26 protein-coding genes and 1 pseudogene are annotated in these 23,852 nt (G+C 72.8%); 20 read left to right on the forward strand and 7 right to left on the reverse strand.

Annotation, left to right across the window (positions count from 1 at the left end):
- A pseudogene (locus ADL15_RS55575) lies at window positions 1–240 on the reverse strand (hypothetical protein); the annotation flags it as partial.
- Between the two features lie 406 nt (window positions 241–646).
- Between ADL15_RS55575 and ADL15_RS22815 the strand changes: the two are divergent.
- Window positions 647–1,579: a phosphotransferase family protein gene (locus ADL15_RS22815; RefSeq protein ID WP_067694706.1), complete on the forward strand. Its 933-nt coding sequence runs from the start codon at window positions 647–649 to the stop codon at window positions 1,577–1,579.
- On the opposite strand, the gene ADL15_RS22820 is transcribed toward ADL15_RS22815, so the two are convergent.
- Complete coding sequence (locus ADL15_RS22820) at window positions 1,563–2,009, reverse strand: winged helix-turn-helix transcriptional regulator (RefSeq protein WP_067694708.1); 447 nt, start codon at window positions 2,007–2,009, stop codon at window positions 1,563–1,565. The genes ADL15_RS22815 and ADL15_RS22820 overlap by 17 nt on opposite strands.
- 63 nt (window positions 2,010–2,072) lie before the next feature.
- On the opposite strand from ADL15_RS22820, the gene ADL15_RS22825 reads away from it, so the two are divergent.
- Window positions 2,073–2,504: a MarR family winged helix-turn-helix transcriptional regulator gene (locus ADL15_RS22825; protein WP_083971617.1), complete on the forward strand. Its 432-nt coding sequence runs from the start codon at window positions 2,073–2,075 to the stop codon at window positions 2,502–2,504.
- Between the two features lie 778 nt (window positions 2,505–3,282).
- A complete protein-coding gene (locus tag ADL15_RS22830; RefSeq protein ID WP_157441548.1) occupies window positions 3,283–5,202 on the forward strand; it encodes an SDR family NAD(P)-dependent oxidoreductase in 1,920 nt (639 codons plus the stop codon).
- 26 nt (window positions 5,203–5,228) lie between these two features.
- On the opposite strand, the gene ADL15_RS22835 is transcribed toward ADL15_RS22830, so the two are convergent.
- Window positions 5,229–6,944 carry a DJ-1/PfpI family protein gene (locus ADL15_RS22835; RefSeq protein WP_198170969.1) on the reverse strand — a complete coding sequence of 572 codons (1,716 nt, stop codon included), beginning with the start codon at window positions 6,942–6,944 and terminating at the stop codon, window positions 5,229–5,231.
- Between the two features lie 55 nt (window positions 6,945–6,999).
- Here ADL15_RS22835 and ADL15_RS22840 point away from each other — a divergent pair, with 55 nt between their 5' ends.
- Both ADL15_RS22840 and ADL15_RS22845 read left to right on the forward strand, forming a co-directional pair.
- Entirely contained in the window at window positions 7,000–8,064 is a 1,065-nt protein-coding gene (locus ADL15_RS22840) for a sensor histidine kinase (RefSeq protein WP_067694718.1), read from the forward strand.
- Window positions 8,061–8,699 (forward strand): response regulator, encoded by a 639-nt coding sequence (locus ADL15_RS22845; protein ID WP_067694723.1) that lies wholly within the window; start codon window positions 8,061–8,063, stop codon window positions 8,697–8,699. Before ADL15_RS22840 ends, ADL15_RS22845 begins: the two co-directional genes overlap by 4 nt.
- 62 nt (window positions 8,700–8,761) lie before the next feature.
- Here ADL15_RS22845 and ADL15_RS22850 read toward each other — a convergent pair whose 3' ends face one another.
- Window positions 8,762–9,427: an esterase/lipase family protein gene (locus tag ADL15_RS22850; RefSeq protein WP_067694728.1), complete on the reverse strand. Its 666-nt coding sequence runs from the start codon at window positions 9,425–9,427 to the stop codon at window positions 8,762–8,764.
- 130 nt (window positions 9,428–9,557) lie between these two features.
- Between ADL15_RS22850 and ADL15_RS22855 the strand changes: the two genes are divergently transcribed.
- From ADL15_RS22855 to ADL15_RS22915, 13 genes are all read left to right on the forward strand, one after another.
- Window positions 9,558–10,322, forward strand: a complete 765-nt coding sequence (locus ADL15_RS22855) for a copper homeostasis protein CutC (RefSeq protein WP_067694731.1) — start codon at window positions 9,558–9,560, stop codon at window positions 10,320–10,322.
- Between the two features lie 181 nt (window positions 10,323–10,503).
- Entirely contained in the window at window positions 10,504–11,298 is a 795-nt protein-coding gene (locus ADL15_RS22860; RefSeq protein ID WP_067694734.1) for a hypothetical protein, read from the forward strand.
- A gap of 85 nt (window positions 11,299–11,383) precedes the next feature.
- Window positions 11,384–13,624 (forward strand): S8 family peptidase, encoded by a 2,241-nt coding sequence (locus ADL15_RS22865; RefSeq protein WP_067694737.1) that lies wholly within the window; start codon window positions 11,384–11,386, stop codon window positions 13,622–13,624.
- Window positions 13,625–13,728: 104 nt separating this feature from the next.
- Window positions 13,729–14,682 carry a DUF808 domain-containing protein gene (locus ADL15_RS22870; protein ID WP_067694740.1) on the forward strand — a complete coding sequence of 318 codons (954 nt, stop codon included), beginning with the start codon at window positions 13,729–13,731 and terminating at the stop codon, window positions 14,680–14,682.
- Between the two features lie 101 nt (window positions 14,683–14,783).
- Window positions 14,784–15,209, forward strand: coding sequence for a YbaB/EbfC family nucleoid-associated protein (locus ADL15_RS22875; RefSeq protein WP_067694743.1), 426 nt, complete (start codon window positions 14,784–14,786; stop codon window positions 15,207–15,209).
- Window positions 15,206–15,529 (forward strand): WXG100 family type VII secretion target, encoded by a 324-nt coding sequence (locus ADL15_RS22880; RefSeq protein ID WP_067694745.1) that lies wholly within the window; start codon window positions 15,206–15,208, stop codon window positions 15,527–15,529. Before ADL15_RS22875 ends, ADL15_RS22880 begins: the two co-directional genes overlap by 4 nt.
- Window positions 15,530–15,534: 5 nt before the next feature.
- On the forward strand, window positions 15,535–16,029 hold the full coding sequence (locus tag ADL15_RS22885; RefSeq protein WP_067694748.1) for a WXG100-like domain-containing protein: 495 nt from the start codon (window positions 15,535–15,537) through the stop codon (window positions 16,027–16,029).
- A complete protein-coding gene (locus ADL15_RS22890) occupies window positions 16,022–16,597 on the forward strand; it encodes a hypothetical protein (protein WP_067694751.1) in 576 nt (191 codons plus the stop codon). Before ADL15_RS22885 ends, ADL15_RS22890 begins: the two co-directional genes overlap by 8 nt.
- Window positions 16,594–17,145 (forward strand): hypothetical protein, encoded by a 552-nt coding sequence (locus tag ADL15_RS22895; RefSeq protein WP_067694753.1) that lies wholly within the window; start codon window positions 16,594–16,596, stop codon window positions 17,143–17,145. The genes ADL15_RS22890 and ADL15_RS22895 overlap by 4 nt, the downstream gene beginning before the upstream one ends.
- Window positions 17,142–17,681 (forward strand): SUKH-4 family immunity protein, encoded by a 540-nt coding sequence (locus ADL15_RS22900; RefSeq protein ID WP_067694756.1) that lies wholly within the window; start codon window positions 17,142–17,144, stop codon window positions 17,679–17,681. The genes ADL15_RS22895 and ADL15_RS22900 overlap by 4 nt, the downstream gene beginning before the upstream one ends.
- Before the next feature lie 147 nt (window positions 17,682–17,828).
- Window positions 17,829–18,527, forward strand: coding sequence for a dienelactone hydrolase family protein (locus tag ADL15_RS22905; protein ID WP_067694759.1), 699 nt, complete (start codon window positions 17,829–17,831; stop codon window positions 18,525–18,527).
- 442 nt (window positions 18,528–18,969) lie between these two features.
- The gene (locus tag ADL15_RS54350) at window positions 18,970–19,275 is read left to right on the forward strand and encodes a Rossmann-fold NAD(P)-binding domain-containing protein (protein WP_067694762.1); all 306 of its coding nucleotides are present in this window, start codon (window positions 18,970–18,972) and stop codon (window positions 19,273–19,275) included.
- Between the two features lie 14 nt (window positions 19,276–19,289).
- On the forward strand, window positions 19,290–19,613 hold the full coding sequence (locus tag ADL15_RS22915; RefSeq protein WP_067694765.1) for a hypothetical protein: 324 nt from the start codon (window positions 19,290–19,292) through the stop codon (window positions 19,611–19,613).
- A gap of 3 nt (window positions 19,614–19,616) precedes the next feature.
- Here the strand turns inward: ADL15_RS22915 and ADL15_RS22920 are convergent, their stop codons facing one another.
- Window positions 19,617–20,594, reverse strand: a complete 978-nt coding sequence (locus ADL15_RS22920; protein ID WP_067694768.1) for a helix-turn-helix transcriptional regulator — start codon at window positions 20,592–20,594, stop codon at window positions 19,617–19,619.
- A 103-nt stretch (window positions 20,595–20,697) separates the two neighbouring features.
- Here ADL15_RS22920 and ADL15_RS22925 point away from each other — a divergent pair, with 103 nt between their 5' ends.
- Both ADL15_RS22925 and ADL15_RS22930 read left to right on the forward strand, forming a co-directional pair.
- Window positions 20,698–21,687: an ATP-binding protein gene (locus tag ADL15_RS22925; protein ID WP_067694771.1), complete on the forward strand. Its 990-nt coding sequence runs from the start codon at window positions 20,698–20,700 to the stop codon at window positions 21,685–21,687.
- Between the two features lie 69 nt (window positions 21,688–21,756).
- Window positions 21,757–22,077 carry an STAS domain-containing protein gene (locus ADL15_RS22930; protein WP_067694773.1) on the forward strand — a complete coding sequence of 107 codons (321 nt, stop codon included), beginning with the start codon at window positions 21,757–21,759 and terminating at the stop codon, window positions 22,075–22,077.
- On the opposite strand, the gene ADL15_RS22935 is transcribed toward ADL15_RS22930, so the two are convergent.
- Both ADL15_RS22935 and ADL15_RS22940 read right to left on the reverse strand, forming a co-directional pair.
- Window positions 22,056–23,078, reverse strand: coding sequence for a TerC family protein (locus ADL15_RS22935; protein ID WP_198170970.1), 1,023 nt, complete (start codon window positions 23,076–23,078; stop codon window positions 22,056–22,058). The genes ADL15_RS22930 and ADL15_RS22935 overlap by 22 nt on opposite strands.
- Before the next feature lie 129 nt (window positions 23,079–23,207).
- A complete protein-coding gene (locus ADL15_RS22940; RefSeq protein ID WP_067695343.1) occupies window positions 23,208–23,786 on the reverse strand; it encodes a TetR/AcrR family transcriptional regulator in 579 nt (192 codons plus the stop codon).
- Between the last annotated feature and the right edge of the window lie 66 nt (window positions 23,787–23,852).

Consider the following 23,852-nt stretch of genomic DNA (forward strand, 5'->3'; position numbering starts at 1 on the left):
CGGGCAGCGACCGGGAACCTTAACCCCAGTGGGACCCACCCGGTCAGCCGTCGCATTCGGATCACCCGGACTGAAACCCAGCGCCGGCACCAAAGCGTTGATGTCACCGGAGCCGGCTCCGGGTTGGACGGCGGCCTGACCCATCCCCGTGCCAACCGCGAGCGCCGAGCCGAGCAGCGCTGCGGCGACACCTCCAATCACCAGCTTGCGCGTCCGGCTGCTGATTCCGCGTCGATACATGCACAGCTCCTCTTTGTTTCGGTACTGCTTGTGCCGAGATATACGAGCAGTGATGTGGCAGCAGTTCATGACGCTGAGCAAGCGTTCCTTAAAGTTTCTTTAACGTGACTCCCGGGGCGTGCAGCCACCAGCATCGTCGCGCCCACGTCCGTGGGCACCCGGCCGCCTGGTGGCTGAACCTGGCAAGCAGCGACAACGAGGACGGGCCCACCTGCGGGACCGGCGCGGCGTGGCGCCGGAGCCGGGTCGCGGCTGGGGCAGTAGGCGGCGATGCCCAGCGCGATGGCCCGCGGGTTCGTGGCCGGCCTGCTCGCCGACCGGCACACCGCACCCTGACCCGCAGCGCCTGCGGGCCCGGCCCTAAATGCGGTGCCGGTCGGGAAGCCCGGCAGTAGCGTGCCACGGCATGAACCTGACCCGGCTGCGCTGGTCCGACATCCCGGGCCTGCTCCGGAGTCGCGCCGAGCAGGCTGCGGCCACCCCGCTGCACGAGATCGCCAGTGCCTCCGGCGGGTTCACCCCCGGTGTGGCGTCGACCGTGGCCGGCGATTCAGGCACCCGGTTCTTCGTCAAGGCGATCGCCCGGCACACGTCCGAGGTCGCCGAGGCCTACCTGCGGGAGGCCCGGATCGCCGAGCTGCTGCCGCCGCGGACACCGAGCCCTCGCCTGCTCTGGTGGCACGACGACGGGACCTGGATCGTCATGCTGTTCGAACACGTTGATGGTCGTACCCCGGACATCGCCGACCTCGACCCGGTGATGACAGCGGTGGCCGCGTTGGGGGAGACGCCCGGACCGCGGGGGCTGCCCCGGCTCGTCGACGAGTTCGCCGAGGCCTTCACCGGCTGGCGCGACATCGCCGGCGCCGCCTCGTGGACAGCGGTCACCGCCACTTACCCGGAACTCGCCGGTGCCTCGGTCGAGGCGCTCGCGGCCCGGGAGACACGCTGGACGGCCGCCGCCGACGGAACAGCCCTGGTCCACGGCGATCTGCGCCTGGACAACATGATCCTGACGGCCGACGGGGTCCGGATCGTCGACTGGCCCCACGCGTGCACCGGCGCCGGCTGGGTCGACCTGGCCCTGATGACCCCGAGCCTCGCGATGCACGGCGTCGACGTCGAACACCTGCTCGACGTGCACCCGCTGACCCGCACGGTCGACCGGGAGGACCTGGACACTGTCCTGGTAGCCGGCGCCGGCTACTTCGTCAGCCGTTCGCTGCTGGCACCACCGCCGGCGGCACCGGCCGTCCGGGACTTCCAGCGGGCCCAGGCGAAAGCGCTGCTGGCCTGGCTGGGGCTCCGCCGCCCCGACATCCTCACCGATCGGACGTGACCACGTCAGTCCCCAGGGCCGGCTCCAGGTTGGCGATCATCGCCGCCAGGGTGTCGAGGGTCCGGGTGTAGTCGTCGGCGGTGATGCCCGCGGTGCTGACGTCACGGATGCCCCGCACCGCGGCACCCAGGTCGGCCAGCAGGTCACGCCCGGCCGCGGTCACGGTGTAGACGCCGGCGCGGTCCTCGACGTACCCGCCGCCGAGCAGCGGCGAGAGGTGCGTCTCGACGGGCTCGCCGGGGGCCAGGAAGGGCGCGAGGCTCGCGGTCAGCGTCGCCGACGATCCAGGACCGGCCTCAAGGGTGCGCAGCAGCTGCCACTGCCGGCGGGTCACGCCCCGGGCGCCGAGGGTGGCGTCGAACCGCTCCTCGATCAGCTGATCGAGGCGGCGCAACAGCAGCCCGATCGGCCGAAAATCAGTTGTACTCATACAACTATTCTGGCGCGCCGGCGCTGCCGGTTGTCAAGTAACAACTGTTGTAGGGTGGGCGGCATGACGGCGGAACCGGACGAGCTCATCGCGCGCGCCCTGGTCCGCATCCGCCGCGACCAGCAGGCCGGGCACCTGCAGAAGCGTGCCGCGGCACCGGACGCCGCCAGCTTCCGCTACCTGGACGCACTGGACGAGGCTGGTGGCCCCTTGCCGATTTCGGCGATCGCCGACCGGATCGGCGTCGACCGCCCCCGCGCCAGCCGGCTCACCACCGCCCTGCTCACCGACGGCCTCATCACCCGCGAACCACAGCCGGGCAACGCCCGCTACATCCTGATCCAGCTGACCGCTGCCGGCCGCGCCGTCGTGGCCGCAGCCCAGGAGAACCGCCGCCGCGGCGTGGCCGAAGCCCTGACCGGCTTCTCCGCCGAGGAGTCCCGCGCCCTGGCCACCCTGCTGGCCCGCTTCGTTGACGCCTGGCCCCGCGGGTAGCGCAACTCTGCTCCGGCGCCGTTGCCGAACCCGTCGCCAACCGCGACGCCGGTTTCGGCGACGGTTGGCAAATCCCAGGAGGATCGTTCTGACAGAACCGTCCTGATCTTCCACCGCGCGCCCAGGCCCGGATTCCCGGCCTCCGATTACCTGCATTATCGGATTGCCATTATCAGTAATCCGTTAATCCACCGAGACGCTGGAAACGGACAAATGACAACTACACCATAGTGACAGTTCTGTTGTAGTCGAAGAGTTCCCCGGTTATGCCGCGACCGCTTCGGATCAAGACCTTCCTTCGGTACGACCTCGGGCCGGCACAGGAGCACCAGCGGAGTCCCGGGCCTCCGCGCGAGGCAGTCCTGCCCCGGACCGCCCGGCGACGCACGGGTGTGTCCCGGGGCACGCGATGCCCGCCTGACTCCGGGCAGAGGCGCGACTTTCTGTTGTGGGCTGGTTCTTGGGGGTGTCTCCCGGGGTGCGAAGCACCCCGGGGAGCCAGCCGGGGACCCGGCGCGCGCCTGACGGTCCGGTGGTGGGACGGCGTCGCGGACCCCGGGACACACCCGTGCGGCGCTCAGCGGTCTTGAGCGGGGCTGCCTGGCGGGGAGGCCCGGGACGGGGCAGCTGCTGCTGTGATGGCGCCCAGGTCGTACCGAATAGGGGTTGGGGCACAGTGTGCGGATTTCGGGTGGGGGGTCATCCGGGCGGCGGGCGGCGGCGAATCGCTGGCACCGAGTCGTGCGCGTGGGCGGCGGCCGGGGGAGCGGAGGTCGAGATGGCCGGTACACCGCGGCGGGCGCTGGCTGGGATGGGTGGCGTCGTTGTGCTGCTGCATCTGTTCGGGATCGGGGGTCTCTACGCGGCGCCGCCGGGTGGGCGGGTGGTGCTGGTCGTCGCCTATCTGCTGGGGCTGCGGTGGGCGGTGGCGCCCGGCAACGTCGTGGTGACCGATGTGGCCGGGCAGCGGCTCGAGCAGCTCGGGCGGCGGGGGATCTCGTGCGGGTTCTGGTTCGCGCTGGGGTTCGCCGGCACCGTCGCGGCTGTCACGCTCGTGGCGGCGATGGTCGTGTGGTGGTTCGCGGTGCCCGGCCGTTATCTCGGTGTGGTCCTCGGGATGCTGGCGATCGTGCAGGTCGTGGTGCTGATCGGGGCGGTGCGGGCGCGCCGTGGCGGGGACGGGCCGGTGCCGCGGCCGGGGATCGAGCGGCTGGCCGGGCGGGTCGGGCGCGCCTGGCAGGTGGCGCCGATCGGGGTGCTGGTCGGTGCCGGGCTGGTGATCGGCGCTGAGGTGGTGCTGCTGGTGCTCGCCGCGGCGGCGGTGCCGTTCGCCGTGGTCGTCGCGGTGCCGGTGTTGTTCGCCGCCGGGATGTGCCTGGCGGCGACGTTGCTGGGGGCGTTCGGTGGGCAGTTGCCGCTGGCCCGGATCGCGCTGATCCACATCGGGGCCACGGCGCTCGTTGCCGGGACCGTGCTCGTGGTGGGGGCGATCCGGCTGAACCGGGTGCTGGACATCGAGGTGCCGACCGGTTCGGGCGGCCGGCTGGCCGCAATGGTGGAGGGGGCGCAGGGGCAGCCCGCGGCGCTCGCGGACTACCTGCTCGACCGGCCGCGCCTGCTGCTGGTCGTGGTGCTGGTCCTGGTGGCGGTGCTGGTCATCGTCCTGATCCGGTCCGCCCGGGGGAAGAAGGCGCAGGCCGCCGGACCACCGGCGGGCGCGAGCCAACCCTCGGCCAGCAACAACGGGCGAGGCGCGACCCCGCCGGCGGCAACGAGGAGGAGCCGGCGGGAGAAGAAGCAGAGCCGCCGGGAGAACAAGGCCCAGCTGGTGCAGAACAACGCGATGGCGGCCGGGCAGCCCGCCCGGAGGCAGCCGGACGCGGCCGGGCGGCCCGGCGCGGATCGGAACGCTGGTCAGAGCGGTGCGGCCACGGGCGGCCGCCCCGACGATCAGCCGCGCCGGGCGACGGCCGGGGACCGCGGTGAGTACCGCGCCGGCCAGGCATCGGCGCCGGCAGCACAGCCCGCGCCGGACAACCGACGGGTCGTGGCGCGTGCGCCGGTCGACGGCGGCGGCTATCGCGGGGCGGGCGGGGTGCCGGCGGCCGGGGCGGAGATGCCGGCCGGGATCGCCGTGGTCGCCGGGGCCGGGGCGGGGATCGGCCGGGCGGTCGCGGTGGCGCTGGCGGGTGCCGGGTACGGGATCCTCGCCGTCGACTTCGATGAGGAGGGTGCGGCTGCCTGCGCCGGGCAGGCCCGGGCCTACGGTGTGCCGGCTCAGGCGGTGCGGGCCGAGCTGCGCGACCCGGACTACCTGGCGCGCATCGTGGGCTTCGCCGAGCAGTGGGGGCGGGTCAGTGTGCTGGTCACCGCGGGTGCCGGGGGCTGGCCGAGCCCGGTGCCGCAGCGGACCGCGGAGATGTGCCTCAGCGACCTGGTGCGCGCGTCGATGCGGCAGCGTGGCGGCGGGGCGATCGTCGCCGTGGTGCCGGCGGTGTCCGCCGACGCCGCGCGGCTGATCCGGTTCACCACGGAGGCGGCGCAGGGCGCGCGCGACGGCGTACGGATGATGTGTTTGGTTGTCGATCGGTCTGACGCCGATCCGGTGGCCGTGCTCGAGCTGATCCGGAACGGTCGTGACGGTGAGGTCGTCGATCAGGTGCCGCGGTTCGCCCGGGGCACGGCCACGGTGCGGTGAACGCGCGCGGCCGCACCGTGGGGCGGCTACGTCGTGGGCTCGGCCAGGGCAGGACGCCGTTTCCGGAAGACCCAGGTCGGGTCCGCCGCGTAGTGCTCCCACCGCACGAGCATGAGCGCCACCATCGCGAGCAGCATCAGCACGTGGCCGGTCGCCGTCAGGGCGGTGCCGCCGAGCCACGGTGACAGCAGCGCGAACGGTGCCACCATGACCGCCGTCATCTCGCCGATCATCCGCGGGCCGTGTCCGCGGATGGCCATCCACACCGCCATGCCGGCCGCCATGTCCAGGGCCATGACCAGGGTCGCCACCGTCGGCCGGTGGTGGGTGAGCGGATCGGAGAGCGGACCCAGCAGCAGCATCCCGGCGAACATGGCGACGAGCATCTCGGCCAGGTGCCGCAGCCAGGTGCGCAGCCGCGGCGCCCGGGCCAGGCCGGCCCGGGCCACGGCGTAGATGATGCCGCCGGCCGCCAGCGCCAGGGCCAGCAGCAGGACGGGGGAGAACGGGACCCCCGGACCGGTCAGGTCGCCGGGCCGGTACTCGAGGGTCTTGGTCACCCACCGGGCGGTCGGCGTGTCGGTCGTGGCGGCCAGGTCGCGCAGGGTGCCGTCGAACGGGAACCCGGCGCGGCGGTGGACGTACACCGGCTGCCATGTCGCGTCCACCGTGTGGGTGCGGGCGGCGTCGTGGCCGGGAACCAGCAGCCGGTCGTAGCCGGTGGTGACCGCGGCTCGCGGGACGAACGTCAGTCCGTGCCGGGACCGGATCGGTTGCCCGTCGGCGGTGACCGAGGTGAGCCGGGCGACGTACGACAGCTGGGTGTAGGTGCGGAACACCGACGCCAGTTCGATCTCGCCGACGCCGGGGGTCAGCAGCACCCCGGCCCGTACCGGGGTGCGGAAACCCGCGTTGAGCAGGGCGACCGCGTCCGCCGGTGCGGGATGAGCGGCGTCGATCGATGCGGGGCCGCCCGGATGGTAGTGCGGCCACTGCACGGCGGCGGCGGCCTGCCGGGCGACGTCGGCGCCGTGGTCGCGCTCGATGATGCGCAGCGCGCCGTCGATCCCGGACAGTACGGCGGCGGTCGTGATGATGCGGCCGTCGTCGACGTAGCGGACGCCGCGGGTCCACCGCACGTCCGGGTACTGCCGTTCGAGTCCGTAGAGGGCGAGCCAGCTGCTCGTCGCGGGCCGGTCGGCGAGCAGGCCGGTGCGGGCCAGCAGCCCGGTGCCGGCGCAGACACTCAGGATCCGGGTGCCGGCGGCGTGGCGTTGCCGCAGCCAGTCCACGGCCGGCTGCAGCTGCGCGGAGCCGGCCTGCTGCACCTCCGGCACGACGATCCAGGCGACGTCACCGACGTCGGCGAACGTGTGGTCGGGCACCAGGTCGAGCCCGCCGGTCAACGGGACCGGGGCACGGCTCTCGGCGACGGTCACCACCCGGTAGCGGCCGGACACCGCGAGGGTCTCGAACGGGGCGAGCACGTCGGCGGCGTTGGCGCCGGCCGGTCCGAGCAGCACCGCGACGGTCGGTCGCGGGTCCGCGGCCGCGGCGGCCGGCGGGGGCAGCGGGACCGAGCGAGGCGCGGGGTAGACGGCGTCGACCGCGCCGACCCCGTGGATCACGCCCACGGTGGCGGCGGCGGCCAGCCCGGCGAACAGGACGGCGAGAGAACGACGGATGTGCATGCCGCCGATGGTGTCCGCCGGCCGGGTCACGGTGCCCGTGCCGAAGGTCATGGCCGGGGTCATGACGTGATTGACTTCCGCGGACGGGCCCCGGCACGCTGCAGGCGTGGAACGTTTCCTGTGGATGCTGGCGGTCAGTGCGTACTCCGTGCTGGTCCTGGAGGCCGTCGCCGGTGCCGACCCGTGGCCGGCGATCGTGACCGGCGCCGTGTTCACCGCGCTCGTCGTGGCCGGGTGGTGGCTGCTGCCGGGGCGGTCCCGGGGCTGGTGGGCCGGGTACGTGCTGGTGCAGATCGGGCTCGGACTGGTCATGTTCGGCGCCGCCCACGCGTTGTGGGGCGGCACCCTGCTGCTGATCGTGCTGGTGGTCCAGGTAGCGGAGCTGCTGCCGCTGGGTGTCGCCGTCGCCGTGGCGCTCGTGGTCCCGTTCGGACATGCCGGCATGGAGCTCGGCAAGGGTCTGCGGGAAGGGGTCGGCATGCTGGTGGCCGCGCTCATGGCGCTGGTCGTGACCCGGCTGCTGCGCCGGGAACGGCAGACCCGGCTCGCCCTGGTCCGGGCGCACGGACAACTGGCGGAACTGGCCACCGCCGAGGAACGCAACCGGGTCGCCCGCGACATCCACGACGGACTCGGGCACTACCTGACGACGGTGCAGATGCAGGTCCGGGCCGGCCGGGCACTGCTCGGCCGCGACCCGCAGCGCGCCGACGCGGTCCTGGCCCAGGCGGAGGAGCAGGCGAAGCAGGCCCTGTCGGAGGTGCGGCGGTCGGTGTCGGCGTTGCGGGCACCGCGGCTGCCGCTGCCGGACCGGGTGGAGCGGCTGGCCCGGGAGACGTCGCAGTCCGGGCTGCCGACCACCAGCCTGGCGCGCGGCGCCTGCCGGGCGCTGCCGGCGGAGGTGGAGGAGGCCCTGTTCCGGGCGGCGCAGGAGGGATTGACGAACGTGCGCCGGCACGCCCAGGCCACCCAGGTGCAGGTGCTGCTGCAGTACGACCCCGCCGAGGTCCGGGTCGTCGTCGGTGACGACGGGTGCGGGGACGCGCCCGGTCCGTCTGGCGGGTTCGGGCTGACCGGCCTGCGCGAACGGGTGACCGGGCTGGGCGGCACGGTGGTGCTCGACTCGGTGCCCGGTCAGGGCTCGACGCTCACCGTGACGGCTCCGGCGTGATCCGGGTGCTGCTCGCCGACGACCAGCGGTTGTTCCGGGAGGCCCTCGCGTTGCTGCTGTCGGTGCAGGACGACATCCGGGTGGTCGGCGAGGCGGCCGACGGCGCGCAGGCCGTCGACCTGGCCGGGCGGACGGTACCGGACGTGGTGCTGATGGACCTGCGGATGCCGGTGATGGACGGGCCGACCGCGACCCGGCACATCCGCGCGAACCACCCGCGGGTCCAGGTGATCGCGCTGACCACGTTCGACGACGACGCCGACGTGTTCGCCGCGATCCGGGCCGGGGCGATCGGGTACCTGCTCAAGGACGCCTCGTCGCAACGGCTGATGGAGGCCGTGCGGGCTGCCGTGCGCGGTGAGTCGGTGCTCGAACCGGGCGTGGCCGCCAAACTGGTGTCGCGGGTCGCGCAGCTGCCGGCACCGGTCCCCGATCCGCTCGTCGCACCGCTGTCGGGGCGCGAGCTCGACGTCGTGCGGTTGCTGGCCGGTGGGCGCAGCAACCGGGAGATCGCTGCGGTGCTGTTCCTGGCCGAGGGGACCGTGAAGAACCACGTGACCGGTGCCCTGGCCAAACTCGGTGCCCGGGACCGGACCCAGGCGGCGTTGCGCGCTCGTGAACTGGGGCTGCTCTGACCTGCGGTGACCGGGTGCGGCCGCGTGCCCCCACCGGGCACGCGGCCGCGCTGCCGGCCGGGTCAGCTGGCCAGGAACGTCCGGATCTGAAGGAGGGTGCCGGTGTCGGTCAGGTAGCCGATGTGGGTCTGGCAGGCCACGTAGTTGTTGGTGGCCCCGCTGAGCACGGTGCTGGTGTACGGGATGATGATCCCGTCGCAGGGCGAGTACCAGGTCGCGTACCTGGTCGCGCCCGGTGTCTCGTCACCGGCGCTGATCGTGGTGATGAACGACGAGCCGGGGTACATCTGCTGGCAGGTGACGTAGATCAGGCAGGCGCTGGCGTAGGTGGTGCCGTGGTTGGCGCCGGCGATCGACGCGAGGTGCCGCACGTACGCGGCGCCGCCGAGCTGCTTGAGGTACCACTGGCTGACCAGGCCGCCCATCGAGTGGTTGACGATGTCGACCTGGGCGGCGCCGGTGCGCGACCGGACCTGGCTGACGTAGCTGGCCAGCCCCTGCGCGTTGGTGATGTTGTTGCCGTACGAGTTGTACTCGTAGGCGAACAGCTCGCTGCTGGCGTAGCCGCCGGCCCGGAACACCGCCATGGCGGTGGTCCAGTTCGAGGCGCTGCCGGTGTAGCCGTGCACGAAGATCACCGGGGTGCCGGGGGCGGCGGCCGCGGGCAGGGCCGGGCTCAGCGCGAGCGCGGCCAGCACGGCGGTGAACAGGACGATGAGACGACGCATGAGACCTCCAGGGGTGAAACGGGGATCTCTGCATCCTCAGTGCATAAAGATGGCCACGCATCGGCGAAATCGCCGGTGGTCTTCGTCTCGTCCGCAGGCGCGGCACGGCCCGGCAGGGAAGGCTGACCGGATGGTTGCCTTCGAACTCGCGATCCAGGACACCGGCGGCATCGCGGTGGCGGCACGCCTCGGCGTCGACCGGGTCGAGCTGTGCTCCGCGCTCGCCCTCGGCGGTGTCACCCCGTCGCAGGCGCTGATCGAGGCGGCGGTCGGGCATCCCGGGATGCCGCCGGTGCACGTGCTGATCCGGCCGCGGGCCGGTGGCTTCGACTACCCGGCCGACGAGGCCGCGCTGATGGTCCGCGAGGTGCGCCACGCCGTCGCGGCGGGCGCGGCCGGGGTGGTGGTCGGCGGGCTGCGCGACGGGCGGGTCGACACCGCGCTGATCGCCCGGACGGTCGAGGCGGCCGGTGGCGCGGCGGTGACCTTCCACCGGGCCTTCGACGGCCTGGCCGATCCGGTGGCGGGCCTCGACGTGCTGGCCGGGCTGGGGGTGTGCCGGATCCTGACCGCGGGCGGGCCGGGCACCGTGGCCGCCGGCCTGGCCGGGCTGGCCGCCCTGGTGCGCGCCGCGGCCGGCCGCATCGAGATCATGGCCGGTGGCGGGGTACGCCCGGAGCTGGTCGCCGGCCTGGTGGGCACCGGGGTGGCCGCGGTGCACGCGTCGGCGAAACGGATCGTGCCGGACCCGGTGGCGGTGGAGCTGGGCGCGGCGGCCCGGGCCGGCGCGACCGGCCGGGAGGGCACCGACGAGCAGCTGGCCGGGCTGATCCTGGACGCGGTGCGGGCGGCGCGGGGACTTGGGTCTTTTGCGCCCGCCGACCGGGTCGTCTGATTGCGCGCTCGGCGCGGCACACCCGGCGCGGGGTCGGACAGTTAGCAGATCAGCTCGTCGGCGTCAATGCGACACGCGACAGGCACAGTCCGTAGTGATCTGTGTACGCAAAGCGCAATTCTGGGGCCGAGGACACTGCAGTGACTCTCCGACTCACAGTGCTGGTTCATGGAGGTCAAAGATGACCGAGACGACGATGAAGCATGCGGAGGAGCTCAAGATCCCCGAGGAATTGCTGGACCTCGGTGATGAGATCCGTCAGACGGTGGAGGACCTCGGGGAAAAGCTGGTGCAGAGCACCACGGTCTACCGCAGTCAGCTCAAGCAGATCGAAACGCAGAACCGCAAGTCCTCGGCCACGCAGAACGGCCGGAGCAAGAGCGGCACGGCCGAGATCGCGGAACCGACGGCCGTGTTCGGCGGGGTGCCCTACCAGTTCTTCGACATGATCGCGGTGGGGCCGTTCCAGCCGATCGGCGGCGGGCCGTTCCGGCCGAACCGGATCATCCGGGCCGGTGAGCGGGCCTTCCTGATCGCCGCGATCTGGCGCAACCCGACGCCGCTGGGCTTCTCGCCCGGCAACCCGTCGGCGGCCGACGTGATGGCCGGGCAGTCCTACGTGGTCCGGGGGCAGACGGTCAACGTCAACGACGTGGCGAACGGGCCGGACCTCGGCCCGGTGACCGGCACGTTCGGCGGGGGCTTCCTCGACTTCCACGTGCTGCGGATCCCGTCGGTACCGGCGCCGCAGGACGGCGCGCCGCGGTTGCTGGACATCAGCCTGACCATCGACGTGCGCAGCGTGGCGTCGGGTCTGCCGCCGTTCGCCGGGTACGCCTCGCAGTGGTTGCAGCTCGACGCGTACGCGCCGTTCTGCTTCCCGTACATCCCGTACGTGGATGGTCCGGTGGTGGTTCCGGGTCTGGTCCCGAGCTTCGTGCAGGACACCCCGGTCCGCGTTCTGATCTATTCCTGATCGGCCATCGGGCGCCGGCGTCGACGACGCCGGCGCCCGATGCGGTGCACCGGACAACCCTGCGAGGCGGGAAGGAGATCCGACAATGGCAAAGGTGGACCCGCGGCTGCGCCTGGTGATGGACGAGCTCACCGACCGGCCCGGAGCGGCGTTCGCACCGGCCGCCGACGTGCCGCTCGGCGCGCGCATCGGCTGGGACGGCCGCGCCGACGGCGCGACCATCGAGGTCCTGGTCGAGGCGGTCCCGGACGGCGACCTCGACGACATCGCTACGACGGTGACCGGCGCCCAGATCGGCCCGGCCGGCACGGTCCGGCCGGTCCGCCTGCCGGTGACGGCGCTGCCCGCGCTGGCCGGGCACGCCGCGGTCGCCCGGATCGAGGCGTCCCGGCCGCTGTTCCCCGAGCTCAACTGGTCGCGGGTGGAGTGCCGGGCCCAGGACCTGCACGCCGGTTCACCGGCGATCGCCGGCGCCGGCGTGGTCGTCGCGGTGATCGACTCCGGGATCGACTACACCCACCCGGCGTTCCGGCACGCCGACGGCAGCAGCCGCATCCTGGCGCTGTGGGACCAGGCCGCGGACGCGGTGGCCGGCGGCGCCGTGGCGTTCGGCCGCGAGTACGCCCGGGCCGAGCTCGACGAGGCGCTGCGCTCGCCGGATCCGCGCGCGGTCGTGCCGCACGACGACGCGGATCCGCACGGGCACGGCACCCACGTCGCCGGGATCCTGGCCGGTGACGAACGCGGCCGGGACCTGTTCACCGGGATCGCCCCGGACGCCGAGCTGATCGTGGTGGCGCTGCGCCCGGACGGGGCGTCGCTGGGCACCTCGACCCACGTGGTGGCCGCGCTCGACTTCGTCCGCCAGCGCGCCGGCGGGCGCCCGGCCGTGGTGAACCTGAGCCAGGGCACCAACATCGGCGGGCACGGCGGGGAGTCGCTGCTCGAGCGGCGCATCGACGAGCTCAGCCGCCGGCCCGGCTTCGTGGTGGTCAAGTCGGCCGGCAACGAACGGCAGTGGGGGGTGCACGCCGGCGGGATGCTCTCGCCCGCCGAGGACCACTACGTCGCGTTCGACGTGGTCAGCGGCGACCTCGACGACGACGTCATCGAGGTGTGGTTCGGTGCCGGCGACGACGTCGCGGTGAGCCTGACGACGCCGGGCGGCTCCACCTCCGGGCAGGTGCGGGCGGGGGAGTCGCTGTCCTACGAGACCGGGGCCGGCAACCGGGTCCGCATCGACGTCGACGAGGACGCCGACGGCACCGGCGACCGGCGGGCGTCGCTGATCCTGCGCCGCGGCACCGCCGATCAGATCCAGGCCGGGCGGTGGAGCATCGTGCTGCGCGCCGGGGTGGTCGCCGACGGCCGGTTCGACGCGTGGATCGAACGGGCGCCGCGCGGCGGGCTGGGCGCGCCGGAACAGAGCCGGTTCGCGTCGCGGGCCCGCGACGCCACCCGCACGGTCACCATCCCCGGTACGGCCCGGCGGGTCATCACGGTCGGGTCGTACGTGACGAAGTCGCCGCGCCCGGAGACGATCGGCACGCTGTCCGGGTTCAGCTCGCTGGGCCCGACCCGCGACGGCCGGGAGAAACCCGAGCTGGCCGCGCCCGGCGACTACATCGTGTCGGCGCAGGCCGGTGGCGGGCACGTCGCGCTGCCGGGCACGTCGATGGCGGCGCCGCACGTGGCCGGGGCGGCCGCGCTGGTGCTGCAGGCCGTGCCGCTGCTCACCGCGGAACAGGTGCGCCAGGTGCTGCGCCGGTCGGTGCGCACCGACGCGGCGGTCGGTGCCGGCCCGGACGCCGGCTGGGGTGCCGGCAAGCTCGACGTGGCCGCCGCGGTGGCGCTGGCCCGCGCGGCGGTGTTCCCGCGGATCGTCGCGGTGCAGGCCGACGGGGCCCGGGTCGTGGTGAAGACCGACGTGGCCACCACGGCGCGGCTGCTGGTGCGCGGCGCGGCGCCGCTCGACGGGGCCGGCCCGGCGAGTGTGCACCGCTTCGACCTGTCCGGGTTGCCGGCCGGTCGGCACCGGTGCGCGGTCGAGGTCGCCGCGGACGGCTGGGTCAGCGCCGACGACGACAACGGCGCCGGGTACGTCGTGCCGGTCGGTGAACCGGCCCGCCCGCCGGTGACCGAGCCGGTCACCGACCAGGCCGGGTACGGCTTCGCGGTCACCGCGGTGACCAACCCGGGCGGTGAGCCGGCGATCGAGTACACGGTGACCGACCGGCGCACCCGGGAGCAGGCCAGCAAGCTCGACGGCCCGGCACTGCTGGTCTTCCTGCAGGACCAGGTCGAAGGCCGATCCCGTACCGCATAGGGGTTGATCCGACCGGGAGGGAGGTGGGTGGTCGTGCGCGGGCGGCGGACCTGGACGACAATGGTCCGCACACATGTTTGCCCGCCGATGTGAGAGGAAGTTTCTTGAGCGCTGGACTCGCAGCACTGCTGGACGACGTGGCGGTCCTGGCCCGTGCGGCCGCCGCGTCCGTCGATGACGTCGGGGTCGCCGCCGCGAAAGCCGGTGCCAAGGCGGCCGGTGTGGTCATCGACGACACCGCCGTCACCCCGCAGTACGTCCGTGGTCTGGCCGCCGAGCGTGAGCTGCCGATCGTCAAGCGCATCGCCGTGGGGTCGTTGCGCAACAAGTTCCTGATCATCCTGCCGGTGATCCTGGTGCTCAGCCAGTTCGTGCCGTGGCTGCTCACCCCGCTGCTGATGATCGGTGGCGCGTACCTGTGTTACGAGGGCACCGAGAAGGTGTGGGCCAAGCTCGCCCATCACGACGCGCACGGCGCCGGTGAGCAGGCGCAGCCGGACGAGAAGACGCTGGTCGCCGGCGCGATCCGCACCGACCTGATCCTGTCCGCCGAGATCATGGTGATCTCGCTGAACGAGGTCGCCGACGAGCCGTTCCTGTCCCGGCTGGTGATCCTGGCGGTCGTCGCGCTGTTCATGACGGTGCTGGTCTACGGTGTGGTCGGCCTGATCGTGAAGATGGACGACCTGGGCCTGAGCCTGGCCGAGCGCACCGGCACCGGCATCGCGAAGTTCGGCCGTGGCCTGGTCAAGGCGATGCCGAAGGTGCTGACCGGGCTGACCGTGATCGGCACCGCGGCGATGCTGTGGGTCGGTGGGCACATCCTGCTGGTCGGCGCGGACGAGCTGGGCCTGCACGCGCTCTACGCGGCGGTGCACCACCTGGAGGAGGCGGCGCACGACGCCACCGGCGCGCTCGGCGGGGTGATCGGCTGGCTGGTCAACACGGTGGCCAGTGCGATCGCCGGGCTGATCGTCGGCGCGGTGGTCGTGTTCGTGCTGAGCGTGACGCTGCACCGCCGGAAGAAGTCGGCGGTGCCGGCGGACGCCGAGAAGTAGCGGGTGACCCGGCGGCCGCGGCCGCCGGGTTCACGTCCCGGCGCGTGCTCCCATGCCGTTTGGTCGATTTGACTATGCTCTCCGGTGATCGGGGAGGGCCCATGACGGTGAATGGATCGGTGAGCGGGGAGTTCGCTCGCATGCTGGACGCGACGGTCGGCGCGCTGCGCGCGGCGAGCCCGGCGCCGCAGGACGAGGAGACCGCGCGCCAGCAGCGCCTCGGCGAGTCCGCCGACGGGCAGGTCCGCGCGGAGTTCGGCGCGGACGGGCGGCTGGCGGCGGTGACGCTGGACCCGCGGCTGCTGCGCCTGGGCACGCAGGAGATCGGCGAGCACGTGGTCGCGGCGGTGAACGCGGCGATCGACGCGATGCGCGCCGGCGCCGCGCCGGTCCCGGCCGCCGGGGACCTGTCGCAGCTGACCGAGCAGCTGCAGGAGGTGCGCGACACCGCGGTGCCGCGGCTCGGCGCGTTCCTGCAGACGCTGACCGAGGCCCAGCAGCGGATGGCCCGCGGCGGTGGCCGATGAGCGGATTCGCGGTCGACCCGGCGGCGCTGCGGGCCGGCGGCGACGGTGTGATCACCGTGGCGCAGGACTTCATCGGGCAGGTGGAGACGTTCGAGGCCCAGATGCAGGGGTACGGCGAGCCGTGGGGCGGCGACGACATCGGGTCGCTGATCGGGATCGCGTACACCGCCGTGTCGGCGTGGGTGCTCGACTGCATCGCGGTGGCCGCCGAGGAGATCGGGTCGGCCGGCAGCGATCTGACGCTGATGGCCGACAACTACGAGTCGGCAGAGGAGGACCTCGTCACCGGGCTGCGGGGTCTCCAGAACGAGCTGGGCTGACCGCGATGGGACTACAGCTGCCGGGTGAGCTGGTCACCGCGCTGGGCTGGATCGGTCTGAGCTGGCCGGAGGCCGACGAGGAGAAGCTCGTCGAGATGGGCCAGGCGTGGATCGACTTCGCCGGGACGGTCGGGCAGGCCGTCGGGCAGGCCGGGTCGGCCGCATCCGCGGTCGTGGCCGGGCACAGCGGCGAGGCGTTGCAGGCGTTCCAGCAGTGGTGGGCCGACCCGGACAGCGGGCCGGGCTCGCTGCCGGATTACGCGCAGGCCGCCATGCTGGTCGGCACCGGGATGATCATCTGCGGGGCGATCGTGCTCGCCCTGAAGATCCAGGTGATCGTGCAGCTGGCGATCCTGGCGTTCGAGGTGGCCCAGGCCGTCGCCACCGCGGTCGCCACCTTCGGCGCGTCGCTGGCCGAGATCCCGATCTTCCAGACGATCACCCGGGAGCTGGTGAGCCTGCTGATCGACCAGGTGATCACGGAGCTGCTCGATGCCTAGCCACGGCCCGAAGGGGACGAGGGCCCGCGGCGGCGCCGGGAAGCCGAAGGTCGGCAAACTCGTCGGCGCCGCGGTCGAGGCGGCCGCGAAGAAGCCGAAGAAACGCCTGCCGGCACCGGCGGTGACCCGCAACAACGACCTGCCCGAGTTCACCCTGCGGATCAAGCAGAAGGCCTCGTACAAGAAGGGGCCGTTCCAGCGGAAGTTCAACGCGCTCAAGAAGCTCAGCGACGACGGCAAGCTGTTCAAGCAGGCGAACCCGCTGGACAAGGACCCGGAGATCACCAAGGCGTACCGCAAACGGGTGCGCGACGCGATCCTGGCCAAGTACTGGCCGGACGGGGGCCGGGCCACCCCGGAGGGCAAGGCGATGGCGAACAAGCTCCTGGAACGGCTGCGCAACACCGACGCCGACCACGTGTGGGATCCGCAGCTGGGCGGCGCGGACCACGCCAGTAACCTGAGGCTGCTGGATTCCCATACGAACCAGGACATGGGTAACGAGATCTGGCAGCAGATCAAGGACCTGCCCGATGGAACCCCGATCCGAATAGAGCTGGTGCCGTGAACCCTGATCTCCGCGAGCTCATCGAGGAGCTGCGCACCGACCTGGAGGCGGACCAGCCGGCCTCCCTGTCGTGGGCGCAGATCGACGCCGGCGCGCCGGACGCCCGGATCCCGGCCGACGTGCCGGAACCGGTCCGGGACCTGCTGGCGGTCGCCGACGGCATCCTGGCCGGTGCGTTCGACCTGGCCGGGACGGCGCACATCGCCTACCGGCAGGCCATGCTCGCCGACCTGCCGGCGTTCACCGGGGTGGGCGCCGCGCCGGCCGCGTGGTACTTCCTCGGCACTTTGATGGAGGAACCGGTGCTGCTGCGGCGCGACACCGGTGCGGTGTGGTGGTTCCCGCAGACCAGCGGCGACCCGTACTACGCCCGCGAGGAGTTCGAGGAGCTGATGCCGAACCTCGAGTACTTCCTGGCCTACTACGTCTTCGGCCCCGGGTACGCCGACGTCGGTTTCGAGGACGACGAGTGGTGGGGTTTCCTCGACGAGCACGACCTGACCACCGTGCCCGGCGAGGGCGACGAGGACGAGGAGGGCGGCGCGTGAGCGTCACACACGAGGAACTCACCGCGCTCTGGGGCGCCGACGGGATGATCTACTTCCCGGTCGAGCAGTTCGACGACGTGCTCGGCCCGCTGCGCCCCGAGGTGTTCTCACCCTCCGGCGCGCTCCCGCTGGACGTGCCGATCCTGTTCACCGTGGACGTCACCGTCGAGGGCCTGGAATTGTTCAGCAAACTGAAGATCGAGATCGGGGACGCCGGTCCGCGGATCTACATCGTGCTCGGCAGCTCGCCCGAGGACGCGTACATGCTGTTCTGCATGGACGCGCTGACCGGCGCGGTGGTGCTGCTGGACCTGGAGACACCGAACTTCGAGCCGGTCAACGCCACCTACGCGGCGTTCGTCGAGTTCCTCTACCGGCTCGGGCAACTGATCGAGAACGACCCGGGCGGCCGGGACCGTGCCGTCCGGGCCGCGGCGATCCGCGCCGACCTGCACGGTGTCGACCCGTCCGCGTTCACCGACCCGGAATCCTGGTGGACCATGGCCTTCGACCAGCTGGAGTCCACCGGCCGGTAGCGCAGACCCGCCGATGCCGGCCTGATAGGGTCGCCGCAACCGCGGACCGAGGAGGTGAGACCGATCAACGCACTGACAGGTCGGGGCTCCCTCCCACTCACGGTCTAGGGAGCGCCCGCAGGGCATGCTCCGAAAGGCCGTTCCGCCATGCGCACCACTCTTTTCTCCGTCGGCGACGTCCCCGTCGTGCTGTGGACTCCCGACGATGACGCCACCGGACCCCGGCCGCTGATCCTGCTCGGACACGGCGGTGGCCGGCACAAGCAGGATCCCGAGCTCGTCGCCCTCGCCGCGCGCCTGGTCGGCGAGGGCGGTTACGCGGTCGCCTGCGCCGACGCGCCGAACCACGGCGACCGGCCGGCCGACGCGGAGCTGGACCGGGTGGTGGCCGACTTCCCGGCACGGATCGCGGCCGGTGAGGACCGGGCCGCGCTGATCGCGGAGGCGCAGGCGCTGATGGCCGGCCGGACCGTACCGGAATGGCGCGCGGTCCTGGACCACCTGCGACAGCAAGCGGACGTCGGAGCCGGACCGGTCGGTTATTGGGGGATCTCGCTCGGTTGCGGGCTGGGCGTGCCGTTCGTCGCCGCCGAACCGCGGGTGCGGGCCGCGGTGCTCGGCCACGGCGGCGCGCCGAACCTGGCGGCGGCCGCCGCGGCGATCACCGTGCCGGTGGCGTTCCTGGTGCAGTGGGACGACGAGCGGGTGCCGCGCGGGCAGAGCCTGGCGCTGTTCGACGCGTTCGGCGCCGCGCAGAAGACGCTGCACGCCAACCCGGGCCGGCACGGCGAGGTGCCCGGCCACGAACACGACGCCGCGCTGCGGTTCTTCCAGCGGCACCTGTGAGCCCGGCGGGCCCGGTCACGGCTGGTCGATCGGCAACGCCACCAGCAGGGTCACGCCACCGCGGTGAGCGCGGCACGTCGGCTGGGCATCCTGATCTCCGTTCACGTCTGCGCTGACGAACACCCTGTGTTCGGCATCATCGTGCGGGAGCTGAGCTCAGTAATTCGTCAGACCAGCCGATCACCGAAGAGCACGACCAGGCGATGTGAACCGGCGCACCCGCGCTTGCGGCCCGGCGTCGCCGCCGGGTTCGCTCGGATCATGAAAATTCCCGGGTACGACAGCACCGGCGCGCCCGATCCGGCCCCGGCCCGCCGGGCGGTGGTCACCGGTGCCGGGCGCGGGTTCGGGGCGGCGCTGACCGCGCGGCTGGCCGCCGACGGCTGGCAGGTGGTGGCGTGCGTGCGCGACGGCGCCGGTCCCGGACCCGCTGATCGTCAACGTGTCGTCGCGGCTGGGGTCGGTGTCCGCGCAGGCCGCCGGGGAGTTCGCGGACCGGCGGACCAGTTACGCGTACCGGATCGCCAAGGCCGGGCAGAACATGCTGACGGTCGCGCTGGCGCAGGAGTTCGCCGGGCGGGTGCGGTGCTGGGCGGTGCACCCGGGCAGTCTGGCCACGGCGATGGGGGTGCCCGGCGCGGCGACCCGGCCGGAGGAGGCCGCCGCGCGGCTGGCCCGGCTGCTCGACGAGGCCGATCCGCGCTCGCCGCGGTACCTGTCCCTGGACGGGCCCGAGCTGGCGTGGTGAGGCAGGCTGGGCCGATGGACTGGTACAGCGTGCGGGCCGTTTTCGCGTTCGGGTTCGGGGACGGGCCGGGCAGGACGACGTACGAGGAACGGGTGACCCTGTGGCGCGCGGACGATCTCGTCGCGGCGATCGCCCTGGCCGAAGCGGACGCCGCGGATTATGCCGGCGGCCTCGACGACTGCGTCTTCACCGGCCTGCTGCAGGCCTACCACCTGTACGACGAGCCGGGCGCCGGCGCCGAGGTGTTCTCGCTGATGCGCACCAGCGCCCTGGCGCCCGACGACTACCTGAGCGCGTTCTTCGACACCGGTGACGAGCGGCAGGGACACGTCGGGTAGGGCTCAGGTGCGCAGGGTCCGGCTGGGGGGCTGGCCGAACAGCCGGTGGTAGTCGGCGGCGAACCGGCCCGGGGTGGCGAACCCCCACCGGCGGGCGATCGCGGCGACCGTGTCACCGCGGGCCCGGTCGCCGTGCTGCAGGTCGCGGTGGGCGCGTTCCATCCGGACCCGGCGCAGGTAGCCGGTGGGGCTGCTGTCGCGGTGCCGGGCGAACGCCGCCTGCAGGCCCCGCACGCCGATCCCGGCGGCCGTGGCCACGTCGGCCAGGGTGATCGGCTCGCCGGCGTGGGCGTCGATGTAGGCGACCGCCCGGCGCACCACGGCCGGGGCGGCCGCGCCCGGACCGGCGGTGTAGCCGGCCGTCATCGTGGTGTTGGGGAACACCGCGACGGTCGCGGCCGCGGCCGTCGCGATCGCGGCGGTCAGCACCAGCGGATGCGCCAGCGGCGGTTCGGGGCCGGCCAGCCCGCGGGTCAGATAGGCGGCGGTGGCCAGCCAGTGCTGGTTCATCGCCGCGGACACCGGGGCGGTGCCGTGGAACCGGAACGCGGCCGGTTCCACGCCGAGCCGGCCGACAGTCGCGATGATCGTGGCGGCCGGAAACTTCACCACGTGGTGTTTGATCCGGTCGATCCGGGTGGTGACCGGCGCGCCGGGCGGGAACAGCACCGCCTCGCCGCTGCCGACCCGGCGCAGGTCACCGCGGCGCCCGGCGGCGTACCGGCCGTCGAACAGGCACACCACGGTCGGGTCGGCGATCGGGTCGGTGTCGAACTCGATCGCGGCGCGCAGCGTCACCGAGTCGACCACCAGCGGCCCGGCCGTCGCCGTCGCCGACTGGAACAGCAGGTCACGGGCGGTGTCGAGGGGTCGTGGCCGGACGTCGACGTAGCGGCTGCCGATCAGGTCCTGGACCTCGGTCAGCTCCCGCAGCTCGAGCTCGGTCCGCTCGACCGGTGCGTGTTCAGGTGCGGCCGTCATGCCAAGCCTCTTCTCTATGCATTTCCCGCACGGTATATCCAGATAACGAACATCGAAAGAGATCAACTGGTGTGCTCCCCCGAAGTGATGGCCTCATGGAGGCATGGCTGAGACGCAGCGCCGGGACGGCGATGCCCTGGACCAGGTGTTCGATCTGGTCAGCGCGTACGGTCCGGACCTGGCCACGCTGTGCCAGGCGGGTCCCGCGCTGATCGCCGAGACCGCCGGGATCGGTGTGTCGGCCAGGTCGGGCGGGCAGGCGCCCCGGACCCGGTTCACCAGCGACCCGGTCAGCGCCCGGCTGGAGGCCGCCCAGCTCGACTTCGGCGAGGGGCCGTGCCGCGACGCCGCCACCGGGGGCACGGTGCGCGCCACCGACCTGGACGACCCGCAGTGGCTGCTGCGCTGGCCCCGGTTCGCCCCGGCCGCGTTGGACGCCGGGGTGCGCGCGGTCTGCGCCGTGCCGTTGCACGCCGGCGGGGTGCACCACGACGGCGCCGTCGACCTGTACCGCCGTACGCCCGGCGAGTGGACGTACAGCGAACCGGCCGCGACCGCGTTCGCCGCGGCCGCCGCGGAGCTGCTCACCCTGGAACACCTCGACCTGGACCTGGCCGACAGCTTCGCCGAGCAGCGCCTCGGCGACGTGGTGCTCGACCTGGCCGGCGGCGCGCTGGTCGACGTGCGGCCGGGCCTGGCCGAGGACCTGCCCACGCTGCCGGTGGCCCGCTGGTTCACCCGCCACACCGTGGCCTCGCTGCGCTGGCAGGTCAACGCGATCTGCGTCGAGCGGGGACTGCCCGGCCCGGACACGTTCCGGTTCGTCCTCGCCGTCCACGAGGCGATGACCAATGTGGTGCAGCACGGCGGCGGGCACGGCCAGCTGCTGCTGTGGCGGCGCGCCGACCGGCTGTGGTGCGAGATCAGCGACCACGGGCCGGGCCTCGGCACGGTCTGGCCGGCCGGCGGGTCCGGCGAGCCCAGCGGGTTGTGGCTGATCCGCCAGGTCTGCGCCAGTGTGGACGTCACCACCGACGAGACCGGTACCCGGCTGCGGCTGAGCTATCCGCTGCCATCGACGATCGGGGCATGACTGCGGGTGCCGTGAGCACCACCGTCTGGTAAACGTGACAACACAAACCTGACGGTGAGGAGCGGCGGCGTGGACCATGCCAAGCAGCGCATCACGATCATCATCAGCCGGCCGGATCCGGACACCGTCGTACTCACCGTGGCCGGCGACCTGGACCACGGCACGGTGCCGGCGTTCGATCAGCAGGTCAGCGCCGCGCTGCACGAGCAGTCCGCGAGCGTCGTGCGGCTGGACCTGGCCGCGGTGCAGTTCTGCGACCTGGCCGGCCTGCGAGCCCTGCACGCGCTCGGCGCCCCGGTCCGGATCGTCGCGGCCCACCCGCAGCTCGACACCCTGCTGCGGCTCTGCCGGATCTCCGTGCTGCTCGGCTACCGCCCACCGCCGGAGTAGGACCGGTCCGTGACCCGCGTCCGGATCAGGGACGCGGCCGCGGTGACCGCGAGGGTGCCGGCGATCACCGCGAGGGACACCGCGATGCCGATGTGCGGAGCCCAGCCGACCGGGCGCCCGCCGTTGAGGAACGGCAGGTTGTTCTCCGCGAGGGCCTGCAGGACCAGTTTCACCCCGATGAAGCCGAGCACCACGCTCAGCCCGGCCGACAGGTAGACCAGCCGGTCCAGCAGCCCGCCGAGCAGGAAGTACAGCTGGCGCAGGCCCATCAGGGCGAAAACGGTCGCCGTGACGATCAGGTAGGGCTGGTCGGTGAGCCCGAAGATGGCCGGCAACGAGTCCAGCGCGAAGATCAGGTCGGTGGTGCCGATCGCGATGAACACCACGATCAGCGGGGTCAGCCGGCGCCGCCCGGACGCGTCCCGGGTCAGCATCCGGGCGCCGTGGTACTCGCCGGTCATCGGCAGCACCCGGCGCGCCCAGCGGACCAGCGCGTTCTCGGCGTACTCCGGCTGTTCGTCGTAGCCGAAAACCTTGACCGCCGTGTAGATCAGGAAGCCGCCGAAGAGGTAGAACACCCAGGTGAACCGGCTGATCGCGGCCGCGCCCAGCGCGATGAACGCGCCGCGCAGCAGCAGCGACAGCACGATACCGGCGAGCAGCACCGTCTGCTGGTAGCGCCGCTCGACCCGGAACCGCGCCATGATGATCACGAAGACGAACAGGTTGTCGACCGACAGGCTGTACTCGGTCAGCCACCCGGCCAGGTACTGCCCGGCGGCCGCACCGCCGAAGCGCAGCCCGACGAACGCGGCGAACAGCAGCGCCAGCGCGATGTAGCCGATCACCCACCAGGTGCATTCCCGGACGGACGGCTCGTGCGGGCGGCGCCCCACCAGGTACAGGTCGACGAGCATCAACCCGACCAGACCGACGAGGGTCACCACCCACACCCAGACCGCTACCTCCACCACCGCAGCGTGCCATCGATGCCCGCCCATGAAAACCCATCTTGGGTACGACTACGGAGCGCTCGTCCGCAGGCTACGAGCCGAGTCCCGCCCGTGAGGCCGCCGCGGGGCCGCGGCCACTCCCGGCCCGCAGCGCGCCGCCCGGTGGCCGGCTGGTTCTCAGGGGTGCCTCCGCGGTGCGGAGACACCCCTGAGAACCCTGCGCTCCGCGACCATCTCGGTGATCCAGGCGACCGCGACCGGGCCCTGGTCGGCGGGACCGCCGTGCAACCCGCCGATGATCAGCCAGACCCGGTCGGGGTCGATCGGCGGCAGCGCGGCGGCCAGCCGGTCGATCTGGGCGCGGGTGTCGCGCAGGTAGGCGCGGGCGATCCGGGCCGGCTCGTCGTCCTCGCCGGGGAACTCGGTCAGGTAGTTGCGGAACGCGCACCCGCGGTACGCCGGCGCACCGACCAGCTCGGCGACGTCGGTGACCAGCGCGATCAGCTGTCCCGCCGGGTCGCCGGCGCTCGCCAGGGCAGCCTCGATCGCGCGCATCCGCTCGCCGCGCACCAGGGTCAGATACGCGGCGGCCAGGTCGCTCTTGGCCGGGAAGTGCCGGTAGAGCAGGTTCTTGCCGCACCCGGCCGCGTCGATCACCTGGGCCATCCCGACCGCGCGCACCCCGTGCCGGTAGAACAGCCCGCTGGCGGCGCGCAGGATGGTGTCGCGGGTGCCGGGTGCGGGAGGGCGGGCCATGGTGACCAGCTTAACGGACCGATCGGTCCGGCTCTCGGCTAGAGTGGGACCGATCGGTCCGTCATC

The organism is Actinoplanes awajinensis subsp. mycoplanecinus, assembly GCF_001509495.1.
In the GTDB taxonomy this organism is placed as follows: Bacteria; Actinomycetota; Actinomycetes; order Mycobacteriales; family Micromonosporaceae; genus Actinoplanes; species Actinoplanes palleronii.